Source organism: Cupriavidus sp. Met-2 (assembly GCF_049843575.1).
GTDB classification, from domain to species: domain Bacteria; phylum Pseudomonadota; class Gammaproteobacteria; order Burkholderiales; family Burkholderiaceae; genus Cupriavidus; species Cupriavidus metallidurans.
Genome location: NZ_JBBHZL010000002.1, coordinates 527,038 through 542,267, shown reverse-complemented (window position 1 = coordinate 542,267; position 15,230 = coordinate 527,038). Strand labels below are relative to the sequence as shown.

Sequence of the window (15,230 nt, the reverse complement as noted above, 5' to 3'; positions counted from 1 at the left end):
ATGGCACGCATCGATCTCGACCTCGCGCACGCCTATGTCGCCAATCCGCAGAAGGATGAGGACTACGCGCTGCTGCCACTACATTTCACGTTCGAGGATGGCGGTGCCTACGCGCTGCTGGGCCCGTCAGGCTGCGGCAAGACTACGTTGCTGAACTGCATCTCGGGTCTGCTGCGTCCCTCGCAAGGCACGATCAGCTTCGATGGCAAGGACGTGACTGGCGATTCGCCGCAGGCACGCAACATCGCCCAGGTATTCCAGTTCCCGGTGATCTACGACACGATGACGGTCGGCGAGAACCTCGCGTTCCCACTGCGCAACCGCGGTGTACCGGCCGCGCAGGTCAAGGAGCGGGTTGGGCGCGTGGCCGAAATGCTCGACCTCTCGGCGTCGCTGGACCGCCGCGCGAGCGGGCTGGCTGCCGACGCCAAGCAGAAGATTTCGCTGGGTCGTGGTCTGGTGCGGCAGGACGTATCGGCGATCCTGTTCGACGAGCCGCTGACCGTGATTGACCCACACTTGAAATGGCAACTCCGTCGCAAGCTCAAGGAGATCCACCACGAGTTTCGCCTGACGCTGATCTACGTGACCCATGACCAGACCGAGGCACTGACCTTTGCCGATCAGGTTGTGGTCATGTCGCGTGGCAAGGCCGTGCAGGTGGGCTCGGCCGATGCATTGTTCGAGCGGCCCGCGCACACCTTCGTGGGGCACTTCATCGGCTCGCCCGGCATGAATTTCCTGCAGGGCCAATGGCGCGATGGCGGCATCGAAATGGCGGGGCGGCGCTACGCACCCGACCTGTCGCCAGATGTGGCAGCGAGGCTGCAGGCTGCCGGCAGCTTCAAGGTCGGCGTGCGTCCGGAGTACCTGAAGCTGGCAGCCGGCAATGATCCGCAAGCGCTGCCCGTGCGCGTGGAGCGCGCGCAGGATATCGGCACGTACTGGCTGGTGTCCTCAACGGTAGACCACGGCGAAGCCGCGACCCTGCACGCGCGGCTGGGAACCGAGGCCGCGCATCTGCGCGCTGGCGATACCGCGTGGTTGTCGGTGTTCAACCGGCATACCTGCTTCTACGTCAACGAGGAACTGGTCCAATGAAGCCCGTCAACCAGAAGGCCTGGCTGCTGGTGCTGCCAGTGGTGCTGTGCGTGGCGTTCTCGGCCATCCTGCCATTGATGACGATCGTCAATTACTCGGTGCAGGACATCATCTCGCCTGATCGGCGGGTGTTCGTCGGCACCGAATGGTTCCGCACCGTTCTCCGGGACGAGGAACTGCATGGCGCGCTGTTCCGCCAGCTCGGTTTCTCGCTGGCCGTGCTGTGCGTGGAGATTCCGCTCGGCATCCTGCTGGCGCTGTCGATGCCGGCCAAGGGCTGGAAGGCATCGGCGACGCTGGTCATCATCGCGCTGTCGCTGCTGATACCCTGGAACGTGGTCGGCACGATCTGGCAGATCTTCGGCCGTACCGATATCGGCCTGCTTGGGGCCGCGCTCGACGGGCTAGGCTTCGCCTACAACTACACCGGTAGCGCGTTCGACGCCTGGGTTACCGTGCTCGTCATGGACGTGTGGCACTGGACACCCCTGGTGGCATTGCTCTGCTACGCGGGGCTGCGGGCCATCCCGGATGCCTACTACCAGGCGGCGCAGATCGACGGCGCATCGCGCTTCGCGGTGTTCCGCTTCATCCAGTTGCCGAAGCTGCGCGGTGTGCTGATGATTGCGGTGCTGCTGCGCTTCATGGACAGCTTCATGATCTACACGGAGCCGTTCGTGCTGACCGGCGGCGGGCCTGGGAATGCCACCACGTTCCTGTCGCAATACCTGACGCAGAAGGCGGTAGGCCAGTTCGATCTGGGGCCGGCCGCGGCGTTCTCGATCGTCTACTTCCTGATCATCCTGCTGACCTGCTTCATCCTCTACAACTGGATGCAACGCGCCGGCACGGCGGGCGCCGAGGAGATTCCGAATGGCTGAGCACGTGCTTCCGGGCCAGCGCGCCAGCTGGTGGCGGCCTGTATTCCTGACCACCTACCTGTTGTTCGCGATCGTGCCGATCTACTGGATGGTGAACATGTCGTTCAAGACCAATGAGGAGATCGTCTCGACACTCTCGCTCTGGCCGGCATCGTTCACGCTCGAGCACTACGTGACGATCTTCACCGACGCGTCGTGGTACTCGGGCTACATCAACTCGATGATCTACGTGGTCCTGAATACGGTGATATCGATCGGCGTGGCGCTCCCGGCCGCCTACGCGTTCTCGCGCTACCAGTTCATCGGCGACAAGCACGTGTTTTTCTGGCTGCTGACCAACCGCATGACGCCGCCCGCGGTGTTCCTGCTGCCGTTCTTCCAGCTCTACACGACGATCGGCCTGATGGATACACACCTTGGCGTGGCGCTGGCGCATCTGGTGTTCAACGTGCCGCTTGCGGTTTGGATCCTGGAGGGTTTCATGTCGGGCGTGCCACGCGAGATTGACGAGACCGCCTACGTCGACGGCTACTCGTTCCCGCGATTCTTCCTGACGATCTTCCTGCCGCTGATCAAGGCCGGCGTGGGCGTGGCGGCGTTCTTCTGCTTCATGTTCAGTTGGGTGGAGCTGCTACTGGCGCGGACGCTGACGTCCGTCAACGCCAAGCCGATCGTGGCGACGATGACGCGCACGGTGTCGGCGTCTGGCATGGACTGGGGCGTGCTGGCAGCGGCCGGGGTGCTGACCATCGTGCCGGGCGCCATCGTGATCTGGTTCGTGCGGCACTACATCGCGAAAGGCTTCGCGATGGGCCGCGTTTGAGGGAGGGACCGATGCTGAGCTGGATGGTATGGACCACGCCCGTGGCCGTGTTCTTTGCCGCGGTGGTGGTGATGCTGATCGGCATGACGATCTGGGAAACCCGTACGCCGACGTTGATGCGCAAGGGCTTCCTGCCCATCGCCACCACACGTGGCGACCGCCTGTTCATCGGGCTGATGTGCGCGGCGTGGATCAACCTCGCATGGGTAGGACTGGGCGAAAAGATCCAGAACTGGCTGCAACTGGCCGAAGAGCCATCGATATGGATCAGCGCGGGCGTCTCTGCTCTGGTGGTGCTGCTGATCATGCGCCGGGGCTAGTGCTTCGGCGCAACGCGGATTTTGCTGATGTGGGCTGCGAGATCTTGTCCCTTCCCCAGGGCCGCAACCCAATTACAGAGAGCCGGGGAAGGGGTTCATGAGGAGACACAGATGAAAGAGCGCGTGAAGTTGGGGATGTCGGCCCTGGCCTTTGCGGCCGCGCTGGCTTGCGGTCATGCGGCCTGGGCCGACGAGGCCTCCGCGAAGAAGTGGGTAGACAACGAGTTCCAGCCGTCGTCGCTGTCCAAGGACAAGCAGATGGCGGAAATGAAGTGGTTCATGGACGCCGCCGCCAAGCTCAAGGCGAAGGGCGTCACCCAGATCAACGTGGTGTCCGAAACCATTACCACGCACGAGTACGAATCCAAGACGCTGGCCAAGGCCTTCGAGGAAATCACCGGCATCAAGGTCAATCACGACATCATCCAGGAAGGCGATGTCGTGGAAAAGCTGCAGACGTCGATGCAGTCCGGCAAGTCGATCTACGATGGCTGGATCTCCGACTCGGATCTGATTGGCACGCACTACCGCTATGGCGCGATCCTGCCGCTGTCCGACTACATGACCGGCGTGGGCAAGGAGTACACGAACCCCGGCATCGACATCAAGGACTTCATCGGGACGAAGTTCACCACGGCGCCGGACGGCAAGCTCTACCAGCTGCCGGATCAGCAGTTCGCCAACCTGTACTGGTTCCGCGCCGACTGGTTCGCGCGCAAGGATCTGCAGGAGAAGTTCAAGGCCAAGTACGGCTATGACCTGGGCGTGCCAACCAACTGGTCCGCCTACGAGGACATCGCCAACTTCTTCACCAACGACGTGAAGGAACTTGACGGCAAGAAGGTGTTTGGCCACATGGACTATGGCAAGAAGGACCCGTCGCTCGGCTGGCGCTTCACCGATGCGTGGCTGTCGATGGCCGGATCGGCCGACAAGGGGCTGCCCAATGGCATGCCGGTGGACGAGTGGGGCATTCGCGTGGCCGAGGACAAGTGCACGCCGGTTGGCGCGTCGGTCTCGCGTGGCGGCGCCACGAACAGCCCGGCCGCGGTCTACGCGCTGACCAAGTACATCGACTGGATGAAGAAGTACGCGCCGCCGCAGGCCATGGGCATGACCTTCTCCGAGGCGGGCCCGGTGCCTGCCCAGGGCCAGGTGGCGCAGCAGATCTTCTGGTACACGGCGTTCACGGCCGATATGACCAAGAAGGGCCTGCCGGTGGTCAATGCCGATGGCTCGCCGAAGTGGCGCATGGCTCCGTCGCCGTACGGCCCGTACTGGAAGCAGGGGATGCAGAACGGCTACCAGGACGTCGGCTCGTGGACTTTCTTCAAGAACACCGATCCGAACCGTCTGGCTGCCGCCTGGCTCTACGCGCAGTTCGTGACGTCCAAGACGGTGTCGCTGAAGAAATCGCTGACCGGCCTGACCTTTATCCGCGACAGCGATATTCACCACGAGTACCTGACCAAGAACGCGGACAAGTATGGTGGCCTGATCGAGTTCTACCGCAGCCCGGCCCGCGTGGCCTGGACGCCGACCGGCAATAACGTGCCTGACTATCCGAAGCTGGCACAACTGTGGTGGAAGAACGTGGCCACTGCGGTGACGGGCGAAAAGACGCCTCAGGTGGCGATGGATACCCTGGCCGAGGAGATGGACAACGTGATGGGCCGCCTGCAGCGTGCTGGCATGGCGAATTGCGCGCCGAAGCTCAATCCGAAGAGCGATCCGTCGAAGTGGCTGTCGTCGGAACATGCGCCGTGGAAGAAGCTGGACAATGAAAAACCAAAGGGCGAAACCATCGCCTATGACAAGCTGCTGCAGGCGTGGAAGGAAGGGCGCGTGCGCTGATTGTTGCTGAACGGGGTGTTCGGCTTGTAGGGAGGAGCGGCGGCGCTGTTGCGCCGCCGTTTCGTTTTGTGCCGGATCTGTGCCAGTTTGGAACTTCCGCGTTGCACTCCGTATTCGACACCCTAAAGCCTCCCATGGCTATCTAGAATCGCTCGCAGTTGGATCTCATGGACAGAGGCAAAGATGAACGAATCCGAAAGCATTTTCAGACGGCGGCAGCTCGCGGCCGAACTCGCCGACGAGCTGATGGGCGATTCACGGACAGGCATGGCGTGGTCGGGGTTGTTCCTGTCGGCACCACGCCGCACGGGCAAGTCGACGTTTCTGCGGGAAGACCTCCAGCCGGCACTCGAGCGTCGTGGCGCACTGGTTCTGGTTGCGGATCTATGGAAAAACAACGATGTCGATCCTGGCGACGTGATCGTCGACGTCGTACGCCAGGCACTGGCCGCGCATGAGGGGGTCGTTGCCAGAGCGGCGCGCGCCGTGGGGCTGGACCGGTTCGGATTCGGAGGCTTTTCTTTCTCGATAGACCGGGTGGGGCTCGGCAAGGGTGTTGCCCTATCCGATGCGCTGGCCGAACTGTCAGACAAGGTCCAGCGGCCCATCGCGCTGATCATCGACGAAGCTCAGCAATGCATGGCCACCCGGCGCGGCAACAACGCGATGTTCGCGCTCAAGGCGGCACGTGATGAACTGAACTTCGCCCATCACGGCCTGCGCATCATCGCCACGGGCTCCGATCACGTCAAGCTGCGCATGCTGCTTGGCTCTCGCGAGGCATTCTTCTGCGCGACGGAACGGATCTTCCCGGTGCTGGGGCGTGACTACATCGATTGGTTTCGGTCGCGGCACGGCTTTTCCGACGTGCTAAACGCCGATGTCATGACGCATCTGTTCGCGCGTGCGGCGTATCGTCCCGAGCTATTCGAGTCCGCGGCGGTTGCGGTGGGCAGGGACGGTCTTGTCGGGGACGATGCGGCAGCGGTGCTCGAGCGGCGGATCGACGAACAGATGCGCGCCGTTCATGCACCCGCTATGCGAACGCTGGAAGAACTGCCGCCGCTCGATGACGCGATCATCCGCGTCATGGCGACGAGCAAACAGATGTTCGCCGGATTCAGCGCGTCAACGATGCAAACCTATCGGCGAGTCATGAACGCCCTGTCAGGCGAGCCATCGTCGCGTCTCGACTACGCCGAGGTCGAGCGGGCGCTGGAAAGACTGGTGGTCCTGCGACTTGTCTGGCGCTCCGCATTGGGCCTGCATGTTCTCGAAGACCCAACGCTCGCCGAGGCGATGCGCCGTGCAGGGCTGCTTGACGTGGTCAGGCGCGTCTCGGGCAGAAAGCTGACCCTCGTTTCCGGGGCGGAGCACGACTTATCGGTTGCCTGAGGCGGGGCTGCGAATGGGCCACGTCAGCTACGCGTGCGGAGCGATATCCGTGGCCTTGTTGGGGCCGGTCGCCGAATAGCAGGCTTTGCCATGTCGCTTGGCGTCGTACAGGGCCATATCCGCCCGTATGAACAGTTCGCTGACGGATGCGCTCTGGCCGGATTGGTGGATCGCGCTGCCGACGCTGCACGTAGAGACGAGTGTCTGGCCATCGATCGTGAACGGTCGTAGCGCCACATGAACGACAGCATGTCCGATGCGTTCGACGATACTCGGCGTGGTGATGTGTTCGAGGATGATGGCGAACTCGTCGCCGCCAATTCGGGCCACGGCATCGCCGCTGCGTACACAGGTGCGCAGCCGTTCGGCGAAAGCGACCAGCAGGCGGTCGCCGACCGGGTGGCCGTAGCTGTCGTTGACCGCCTTGAAATCGTCGAGATCCACCAGCAGCAGCGCAGCACCGTGATCTGCCGAGTCCGCTCGCGCCATGGCTTCCTGCAGTCGCCGGTCGAAGCCCTTGCGATTCAGCAGGCCGGTCAGGTGATCGGACAGCGTCTGGGCTTCGAGTGTGCGCAGTTTCAGGCGTTCGCCGGTCACATCGCGGGCGAACATGTGCAGGCCGGTGAGAACGTCCTGCGTATCGTTCCACGCTGGCTGGTAGGTGATCTCCCGGGCGGTGCCGTCGGAGGTTTCTCGCGTGAAGGTCACGACTTCGCCAGTGCGCGCGCGCTCGAGGTAGGGCTTGTTGGCGACGTAGTCTGGCGTGCCCCAGAGTTCTCGCACAGAAAGGCCCGTGATCTGGTCGGCCGGCAGGCCATAGTGTCGCGCATAGGCCTGATTGACGAACGCGAACCGCTCGCTGGCATCGATGAAAGCGACGAACTCGGGAACATGATTGGCGATGGCCACGAAGCGTTTCTCGCTCGCCGCGGCGCTGTCGTTGGCGGCCTTGAGCGCTGCCTCGCGCTCGGAGAGTTGCTGCATGACCTCGCAGAAGGCGCCGGCAAGCTCGCCGATTTCGTCCTCGCGGTTGACGGGCAGGTCCGCCACAGCGGATGGGCGCGTGGCCAGTTGCCTGACGGCGCGATGCAGGTGTTCGAGCGGGGTCAGCAGGAAACGGATCGTCATCCACATCAACGCGGCCGCAAAGATCAGAGAAACGACGCCGATGACGATGGCATGTTGGCGGGCTTCGAGCAGCGGCCCGTAGGCTTCCTTGGCGGGCAGGACCGATATCACCTCCCACCCGTTTGATGCCAGCAGGTGGCGCGCGACGACCGGTTGCTGCGGCTCCAGCGCTTCCCAGCGCGAAGCTGGCCGTTCGGCGCCGCAGGAGTCTCCCGAGGCGCGCGCAGGCGCGAGCACCTTGGCGCTGTCGGGATGCATGGCATAGCGTGGATTCGGACCGGCCGAGACCAGGCAATAGAACCCGGTCAGGCCGATGCGGCTGCCGGCCAGTTCGCGCAGGAAGTTGTCCGCGGACAGGTTCAGGATGCCGCCGACGACTGCGCGCAGTTCACCGTTCGCTCCCCGCAGGGGCACGGCGAGGATGACGCCGGGGGCGGCGCTGTGTTTGCCCTGCAGCAGGTCCGAAACGACAAACGGGGAGCCGCGCAGGATTTCCTTGAAGTAGTCGCGGTCGCTGAGCGTCATCTTGACGCCATCCGGAACCGCCGTGCTGAACGCGAGTGTGCCGTCGGGCCATGCCATGAAGACCGCGTTGAATTGCTCCGGTATGTCGATGGTGTCGGTGGCAAGCTGGCGCAGTCGGGCGGAGGGCGCGTCGAGCACGGGCGACAGGTTGTGGGTGAGCCGTCGCAGCACGACTGCGCGTGATTCGAGCTTCTCGTCCAATTGGTTGGCGACGAGCCTCACCAGTGTGTCCTGCTGGCTCTGAACAAGGTCGTTCAGGCGCCCATAGGCGTACCACTGGGAAATCCCCGCGCGTGCCACAAATACCAGCGTGACCACAATTGCGGCAGCGATCGCCATCCGGTACTTCAATGAGTGCCGCATGATTCTTGTCTATTCGCGCACTGACCCGTATTTGGCTGCCTGGATGCTTTCATCGAATGGCCCCACCTATCTATCATCGGCAACCGGTTCAAAGCGTAGCAGAACTGTTACCAGTTGCCTTGGGAGTACCGGCGCAAACGCGTGTGTGATCGCACGCGAGGTGGAATATGGCGCACACCGTGGCGGTGATGCGACATTCGGGAGCTTCCTGTGCGGCGGATGAGAGGATTGTCAGCGGCACTCGGCCAGCGCTTCGACCAGCCAGTCGATGACCGGACGGAAGCGTGACGCCCCACGAAACTCGGCCGGGTAAGCCAGCCAGATTTCACGGGTGACCTCGGGTACGTCCTGCGCCAGGGTCAGGCCCGGGTCTCCAGCGGCGAGGTAGTGGGGGAGCAGGGCGACCCCCAGGCCGGTGCGCACTGCCTGGCTGACCGCCAGCAGGCTATTGGACTGGAAAGCGAAACGCCGATTCAGCGATTTCGGCCACTCCACTTCCGGCAGCGTGAAACCCTCGTCGAGCAGGCCACAGAGTGGCGTATCGCTGGCGAGCGCGGTGGCCACTGTCATACCGGCCGGCGCATAGAGTCCGAAATGCACGGTCCCCGCGCGTTGGGCGACCACTGTGTCTTCCTGCGGCCGTGCCAGACGCACCGCGATATGCGCGCGGCGCCTGGCCAGGCTGGCTACCCGGTTGTCCAGTTCGAGCCTGACTTCCGCCTCTGGATTGGCCGCGTAGAGCGCCGGCAGGCGTGGCGTCAGCAGGCACGTGCCCATCGCCGAGGTGGCTGCCACCCGCACCACCCCCGAGACCCCCGATGCCACGCCTTCGATTTCCCGCAGCAGGCGGTCGGCGGACTGCTCCATCTGGCGCGCCGCAATCAGTGCGTTGCGCCCTGCCGCGGTCAGCACGAAGGTGCCGTCTGCCCGGGTGGCAACGGGCTTGCCCAGCGCTGTTTCCAGGCGCCGGATCCGTCGGATGGCCGTGGCATGGGTGATATCGAGTTCGCGCGCGCAGGCGGAATAGCTGCCGGCCCGCATAAGCGTTGACAGCGTTAGCAGATCATCCCATGAGATTGTGCTTTTTTGCACAGTGATTGTGAATGAGTGGCGAATTGGCGCACAGCTTAGCCTGTCCTACGATGCCTGCATAGTCACCTGGCCATGGAGATGTGAGATGTCAGTCGCCCCCGTTCCAACAACGCTTCTCGACGCTGCAGGCGCGAGCCGCCAGCCATCCGCCTGGTCGGATGCCGTTCTGGTGCTGGTGGATCACCAGCGCGAGTATGTCGACGGCAAGCTGCCGCTGACCGGTATGCCCGAGGCGGTGGCAAGCTGCGGAGAGCTTCTGGCGCTGGCGCGCCGGTACGGCTCGCCGGTGATTCACGTCGTGCACCACGGGAAGGCGGGCGGGGCGTTCGATCCGGCTGGACCTCATGCGGCGATCATCGAAGGTCTGACCCCCGTCGATGGCGAGCAGTCCGTGGTCAAGCATCTGCCGAACAGCTTCGCCGGCACCGACCTGGCCGATCTCCTGGTAGCCACGGGCAAGAAGGAGCTGATCGTGGCGGGCTTCCAGACCCATATGTGCATCAGCGCGACCGTCCGGTCCGCGCTCGACCACGGCTACCGCGTGACGCTGGTGGCCGCTGCCTGCGCCACGCGTGATTTGCCCGATCCACTGGGAGGTGCGCCGTTGTCCGCAGCGGTACTTCATCGCGTTACCCTGGCAGCCTTGAATGACCGGTTCGCCACCGTTGTGGCCGATGCATCGGTTTGGCACTAGCGGCAGGAATCGGCAGGAATCGGAAATCGGGAGGAATCGGGAGGAATCGGGAGGAATGCGCGCCGGTCAAGTGCCGGCGTTGGGTTTGAGGGGGTGAACAAGCGCGCTTGTCAGGATGCTGTGCGCGACTGGCTGAGGCATACTAGCGCCTTCCAAAACGCGGCCTGTCCGGCGGCGCCCCATTTTGCCGGCCATTGTGGCCGACCCACACCTCATGAAGCGCATCCTACTGATCAAGATCACGTCGCTCGGTGACATGGTGCATACGTTACCGCTGGTCCACGATCTGCGACGCGCCTATCCCGGCGCGAAAATCGACTGGGTAGCCGATGCCTCCTGCGCGGACATCCCGCGTTGGACGGTCGGCATTGATCGCGTGATTGCGCCGCCGCTGCGCCAGTTCAAGAAAAACGGCAAGAAGTGGCGAGACCTGCGTGGAATTCTCGGCGCGGTGCGCGATTTGCGCCGCGAGCCCTATGACGTGGCCATCGACGTGCATGGCGTCTACAAGAGCGCCATCGTTGCGCGCCTGTCCCGGACCCGCCGCCGCCTCGGGTATGCCGCCGAATTTCTAGGTGAGTCCCGCGCCGAATTTGCCTATACCGAACTGTTCGGGCCGCACGGCGATGCGGACTGCCGGCACAAGATGCGCCTCGTGGTGGCCAATGCGCTCGGCTACGAGATCGAGCCGCAGGAAACCTGCGAGTTGAGCATTCCGAAGCCGGCCGCGCCGCTCGCCGCAGACGGCGTGCCGCGTGCGATGCTGTTTCACGCTACGTCCGCCGAAATCAAGAAGTGGCCGCAGGCAAACTGGATCGAGGTGGGCCACGCGCTCTCGCTCCGGGGCTACCGCGTGCAGTTGCCGTGGGGATCGCAGCAGGAGCACGAAGAGGCGAAGGCACTTGCGGCCGCCATTCCTGGCGCGGAAGTGCTGCCGCGCATGTCGATCACGGAGTGCGCGCAGCGCGTCGATGCGGCGGCGCTGGTCGTCGGCATGGACACGGGGTTCGTGCACCTGGCAGATGCGCTCGGCAAGCCCACGGTCATGCTCTTCACCGCCACGTCCCGGCCGCATTTCGGCGTGAATCGGCCTGGCCAGTCGATCTCGGTCGGCGACAACGGCGTGCGCCCTCCGGTCGACGAGGTGCTGGCGGCGGTTGCCCAGGTCACTGGGCACGGTGCCGGCGCAAGTCAGGGATTGCCCCGCGATCGTGCTACGGGCGACGTGTCGGCGTAACGCCAGTAGTTGAATGCGACGATCGTGGCGCCGGCATGCGCCGTGACCAGATCCAGCATGAACGGCAGTTGGCGAATCCGTAGTCCGATCATGTAACGGGCCACGCCCTTCAGTCCTTCAGGCGGCGCAATGCGCTCCCCGTGGCGCATTGCCAGCCGCAAGATATGCACAGGGACGAATCGCTGCGGATCGCTCATGCGTGCGTGCGCGGCCTCCGCATAGAGCAGCGGCGTGTCCGCCAGCGCGGCGAAACGCGAACGCAACTGCGCGAGCATCGCGGGTGCCAGCGCCATGCCTGAGCCGTTCAATCCCAGTGCGGTCATGCCACGCACGTTGGCCTTCCACAAGCCGCCCACTACCATCAACGAGCCACGTTCCGCCGGCGGCGGCAGTGCCGTCATGGCTTCCCATACACCAAGCATGTCGCCATTCAGATCGAAGAGATGGCAGCGATCGGCGAATGCCCGCTGGTAGCCGACGATACAGTCGAGGTCGTCGTCAAACACCGGCAACACGTCGCGCGGCATTCGCGCCGGGCGGACTTCGAACAGCCCGGACGAGACGGGATAGCGGCCCGTCCAGGGTTTGGCAGCCCCCACGGCAAAGCCGGGGCCGGCATCCGCGGGCAGAAAATCCAATGACATCAGAAGCAGTCCGTAGCGATTGAGGATTGCATACGCTACGGGGGGCGAACGGGCGCGACATGAGGATTTTTCGATGCGCGATGGCGGCCCTTTCTGAAGCTGCTCCGTGACTTGATCCGAGGCAACCAGATGCCTGGGTGGACTAGTGAATAACGCCTCCCTGGACGAATCGGACGGGTTCGGCATCCATGCGCAACAGCAGTGACGTGAGGCCATCCGTGCCGGGCGATGTCGGGCCACGGTCCTTGTTGACCTGACCGGTCGAACAGAGCAGATCTGCGGTACCCCACGCATCTCGGCCCGGCAGGGATCGCGCGCGCAGCCAGCCACCGCGGTCGGCCAGGAACTCGGTGCCAGCCAGCCTGTTGGGGGCAATGCCGGCGATGCGGGCGTATGCGTCCCAGGCCAGCGGTGATGCGGCGACGCACCCCGCGCGAAACTGTGGGACGTTGACGGGCGGTTTCCCATCGCGCGTTAGCAGCAAAGTCAGGAAGCGTGGGTCTTCCAGTGGCAATCCGCCGGCATCACCCTCGAACGCCACCACTCGGACGCGCTGATGTCCGCGCCAGTCGGCCATCGCGCGGCCCCCATCCTGTCCGCAGCGTACCGTGACATCGAACAGACGCATTGGGATCGGCCAGGTGCCGAACGTGCTGGCGGCAGTGCCGGCTGCCAGCGCCTTGGTGTACTCGATGACAGCCCAGGTGTCGGCATCGTCGAGCTTTCGCGAGAAAGCGGGCATCGTCTGCCGGCCGTCGCTATCGCGCATCCCATTGGCGATATGCCAGAACAGATCGCCGTCGGCGCGACGCCCCAATAACGGGCCGACAAACGTTGGCGGCCAACGCGATAGCCCGGCCGCGAGCGGTCCTTCACCCCGGCCATCCTCGCCGTGGCAAGCGGCGCAATGTTGCGTGTAGAGGCGTGCGCCATGCGCGATGCTTTCGGTTGAGAAGCGGGTGGGGCTGATGTGAAAACTGGTGGGTGCGGCAGGCGTGAACAACAATGCCGGCGATGGCCAGGGTGCGAGGATAAGCGTCAGCGCCGCGGCAGCGAGCCAGGTCAGCCGCTTGCCACGCCAGATGCTGGCGACGGCGAGGCAGGCCAGCGCCACGGAGATTGCCGCAAGGCTCCACGCGACCTGACGTGCCAGACCGAGATCGATCAGCAGCGTTTCCCCTGCGATTCTTCGGGCCCACGGCCAGGCGGGCTGGCCGTGTGCGTCACCGGAGAGGTGCAGCACATGCCAGAGCCGCAATAGCGCAAGCTGCCCGTCCTGCAACAGCGTGAGCAGCGTGTTGAGCCACGCCTGTGCCGGTGGTCCATTCATGCGTTGCGCTGCCTGTTACCAGCTGGCATCCAGACCCAGATGCCGCAACGCTTCGTGCCGCAGTTCGGTCAGCCGAGGGTCGCCGCGATGGCGTGGGTAGGGCAGGTCCACCTCGATCTGTGCGGTGATCTTGGCCGGGCGCTGGCTGAACACGATGACGCGTTGCGCCAGGAACAGCGCCTCCTCGACATCATGCGTGACCAGCAGGGCGGAGAATCCAGCGCGTTGCCACAGTTCGACCAGATCGCTCTGCATGGCCAGGCGCGTGAGCGAGTCCAGTTTGCCGAGCGGTTCGTCGAGCACGAGCAGCCGTGGATCGTTGACCAGCGCGCGGGCCAGCGCCACGCGTTGCGCCATGCCGCCGGAGAGTTGATGCGGGAAGGCATCCGCGAACGCTTCGAGGCCCACGCGTCGGAGCGCGGCGTCGACGCGATGGCCTTCACGTCGCAACAGGCCGCGAGCCTGCAGGCCGAGCGCGACGTTGTCACGCACGCGCCGCCACGGGTACAGCGTGGGGTCCTGGAACACCACGATGCGGGAGGGATCGGGGTGGTCGATGGGCGTGCCATCCTGCCGGATCTCCCCGGCGTTCGGCGTTTCGAGCCCGGCCACCAGGCGCAGCAGCGTGGACTTGCCGCAGCCACTCGGGCCGAGCAGCGCGACGAACTCGCCGGGTGCGACTTCGAGGCTGACGTCGTCCAGCACCGGCAGCCGCCGCGCGCCGTCGCCGAAGGCGTGGCTGACACCGCGAATGTCAATCTGGGCGCCAGCGGCCTCTGGGGCGTGTTCCAGTACGGCTACCATTTGACGGTTCCTTTCTGCCAGGAGAGCGCGCGGTCGCGCACGGCGAACAGCAATGTGATGACCCCCGAGAACAGCAGTGCCATGACGATCAGCGCTGCATACATGTTCACGTACGATGCCCAGCCCTGAGCCCAGGTCAGGTACCAGCCCAGACCGGATTTCACGCCCATCATCTCGGCCGTGACGAGCACGGAGAACGATGCGCCAAGCCCCATGAACAGGCCGACGAATACCTGCGGCAGCGCGGCGGGGATCGCCACCCGCAGCACCAGGAACCAGCCCGATGCACCCATCGTGCGCGCCACGTCGTAGTAGCTCTTGTTGACGCCGGCCACGCCCGACCACGTCAGCACCGCCACCGGAAACGCGGTGGCCAGCGCGATCAGGAACACCGCTGCGGAATAGCTCGACGGAAAGAAGTAGAACGTGAGCGGCAGCAGCGCCGTGGAGGGCAGGGGGCCAAGCACACGCAGCACGGGGTGAATCCAGTAGCCGATGCGGCGCGACCATCCGATCGAGACACCGATCAGGAAGCCGGCCAGCGCGCCGTATCCCACGCCAAGGCCGAGCAGCTTCAACGTGTTGAATGCGCTGTCGCCCAGACGTTGCCAGTCGTCGAGGTAGACCTCGATCAGCGCCTGGGGCGGCGCGAAGAATGGCGTCGGCAGGATTGCCATCTTCGCGGTCAGGATCTCCCACGCGGTGAAGACCAATGGCAGGGCGACGAGCCAGGGACCGGCTGCCCGCAGCGTGGCGACCGCGTGCTGAAGCGGTCCGCTCCGGCTTGCGTACCCGCCCGCCAGGGCCAGCAATAGCAGCGCGGCGGACACGCCGAGCACGACGATGCCGAGTTCCTCCGTATAGGCCCAGTCGTTGAACCCGGCCATCTTGTTGGGCCAGCGCCAGGTCACGGCGCCGAACACGCCCCAGGCCAGTGCCGCCACGATGCCCGTGGGCCAGACCGTCACGCGTGGGGCGACGGTCCTGGGGGCGGGTTGCGCGAGCCGCGCGTTAAGGGTGCTTTGGTTGGTCGTCATGG

The 15,230-nt window shown here is 64.5% G+C and carries 14 protein-coding genes; 8 read left to right on the top strand and 6 right to left on the bottom strand.

Going from position 1 to position 15,230, the window contains the following annotated elements:
* The 6 genes from WD006_RS07690 to WD006_RS07665 all read left to right on the top strand — a co-directional run bounded on the left by WD006_RS07690 (position 1) and on the right by WD006_RS07665 (position 6,374).
* A complete protein-coding gene (locus tag WD006_RS07690) occupies positions 1–1,101 on the top strand; it encodes an ABC transporter ATP-binding protein (RefSeq protein WP_029307447.1) in 1,101 nt (366 codons plus the stop codon).
* Positions 1,098–1,982 carry a carbohydrate ABC transporter permease gene (locus WD006_RS07685; protein WP_011516938.1) on the top strand — a complete coding sequence of 295 codons (885 nt, stop codon included), beginning with the start codon at positions 1,098–1,100 and terminating at the stop codon, positions 1,980–1,982. The genes WD006_RS07690 and WD006_RS07685 overlap by 4 nt, the downstream gene beginning before the upstream one ends.
* Complete coding sequence (locus WD006_RS07680) at positions 1,975–2,805, top strand: carbohydrate ABC transporter permease (RefSeq protein WP_008641554.1); 831 nt, start codon at positions 1,975–1,977, stop codon at positions 2,803–2,805. The genes WD006_RS07685 and WD006_RS07680 overlap by 8 nt, the downstream gene beginning before the upstream one ends.
* A gap of 11 nt (positions 2,806–2,816) precedes the next feature.
* The gene (locus tag WD006_RS07675; protein WP_029307448.1) at positions 2,817–3,125 is read left to right on the top strand and encodes a DUF2160 domain-containing protein; all 309 of its coding nucleotides are present in this window, start codon (positions 2,817–2,819) and stop codon (positions 3,123–3,125) included.
* Between the two features lie 123 nt (positions 3,126–3,248).
* Positions 3,249–4,979, top strand: a complete 1,731-nt coding sequence (locus tag WD006_RS07670; RefSeq protein WP_008641556.1) for an ABC transporter substrate-binding protein — start codon at positions 3,249–3,251, stop codon at positions 4,977–4,979.
* 183 nt (positions 4,980–5,162) lie between these two features.
* Complete coding sequence (locus WD006_RS07665; protein WP_029307449.1) at positions 5,163–6,374, top strand: ATP-binding protein; 1,212 nt, start codon at positions 5,163–5,165, stop codon at positions 6,372–6,374.
* 27 nt (positions 6,375–6,401) lie between these two features.
* On the opposite strand, the gene WD006_RS07660 is transcribed toward WD006_RS07665, so the two are convergent.
* Together WD006_RS07660 and WD006_RS07655 are read right to left on the bottom strand one after the other, a co-directional pair.
* Complete coding sequence (locus WD006_RS07660; RefSeq protein ID WP_035832585.1) at positions 6,402–8,366, bottom strand: sensor domain-containing diguanylate cyclase; 1,965 nt, start codon at positions 8,364–8,366, stop codon at positions 6,402–6,404.
* Between the two features lie 255 nt (positions 8,367–8,621).
* Positions 8,622–9,482, bottom strand: coding sequence for a LysR family transcriptional regulator (locus WD006_RS07655; protein ID WP_029307451.1), 861 nt, complete (start codon positions 9,480–9,482; stop codon positions 8,622–8,624).
* A gap of 85 nt (positions 9,483–9,567) precedes the next feature.
* Between WD006_RS07655 and WD006_RS07650 the strand changes: the two genes are divergently transcribed.
* Positions 9,568–10,176 (top strand): cysteine hydrolase family protein, encoded by a 609-nt coding sequence (locus tag WD006_RS07650; RefSeq protein ID WP_011516932.1) that lies wholly within the window; start codon positions 9,568–9,570, stop codon positions 10,174–10,176.
* Positions 10,177–10,390: 214 nt separating this feature from the next.
* On the top strand, positions 10,391–11,413 hold the full coding sequence (gene waaC / locus WD006_RS07645; protein WP_011516931.1) for a lipopolysaccharide heptosyltransferase I: 1,023 nt from the start codon (positions 10,391–10,393) through the stop codon (positions 11,411–11,413).
* Here the strand turns inward: waaC and WD006_RS07640 are convergent.
* The 4 genes from WD006_RS07640 to WD006_RS07625 form a co-directional block, all read right to left on the bottom strand.
* The gene (locus WD006_RS07640) at positions 11,368–12,057 is read right to left on the bottom strand and encodes a hypothetical protein (RefSeq protein ID WP_011516930.1); all 690 of its coding nucleotides are present in this window, start codon (positions 12,055–12,057) and stop codon (positions 11,368–11,370) included. The genes waaC and WD006_RS07640 overlap by 46 nt on opposite strands.
* 142 nt (positions 12,058–12,199) lie before the next feature.
* On the bottom strand, positions 12,200–13,387 hold the full coding sequence (locus WD006_RS07635; protein WP_029307453.1) for a c-type cytochrome: 1,188 nt from the start codon (positions 13,385–13,387) through the stop codon (positions 12,200–12,202).
* Between the two features lie 15 nt (positions 13,388–13,402).
* The gene (locus WD006_RS07630) at positions 13,403–14,191 is read right to left on the bottom strand and encodes an ABC transporter ATP-binding protein (RefSeq protein WP_029307454.1); all 789 of its coding nucleotides are present in this window, start codon (positions 14,189–14,191) and stop codon (positions 13,403–13,405) included.
* A complete protein-coding gene (locus WD006_RS07625) occupies positions 14,185–15,228 on the bottom strand; it encodes an ABC transporter permease (RefSeq protein ID WP_011516927.1) in 1,044 nt (347 codons plus the stop codon). Before WD006_RS07625 ends, WD006_RS07630 begins: the two co-directional genes overlap by 7 nt.
* Between the last annotated feature and the right edge of the window lie 2 nt (positions 15,229–15,230).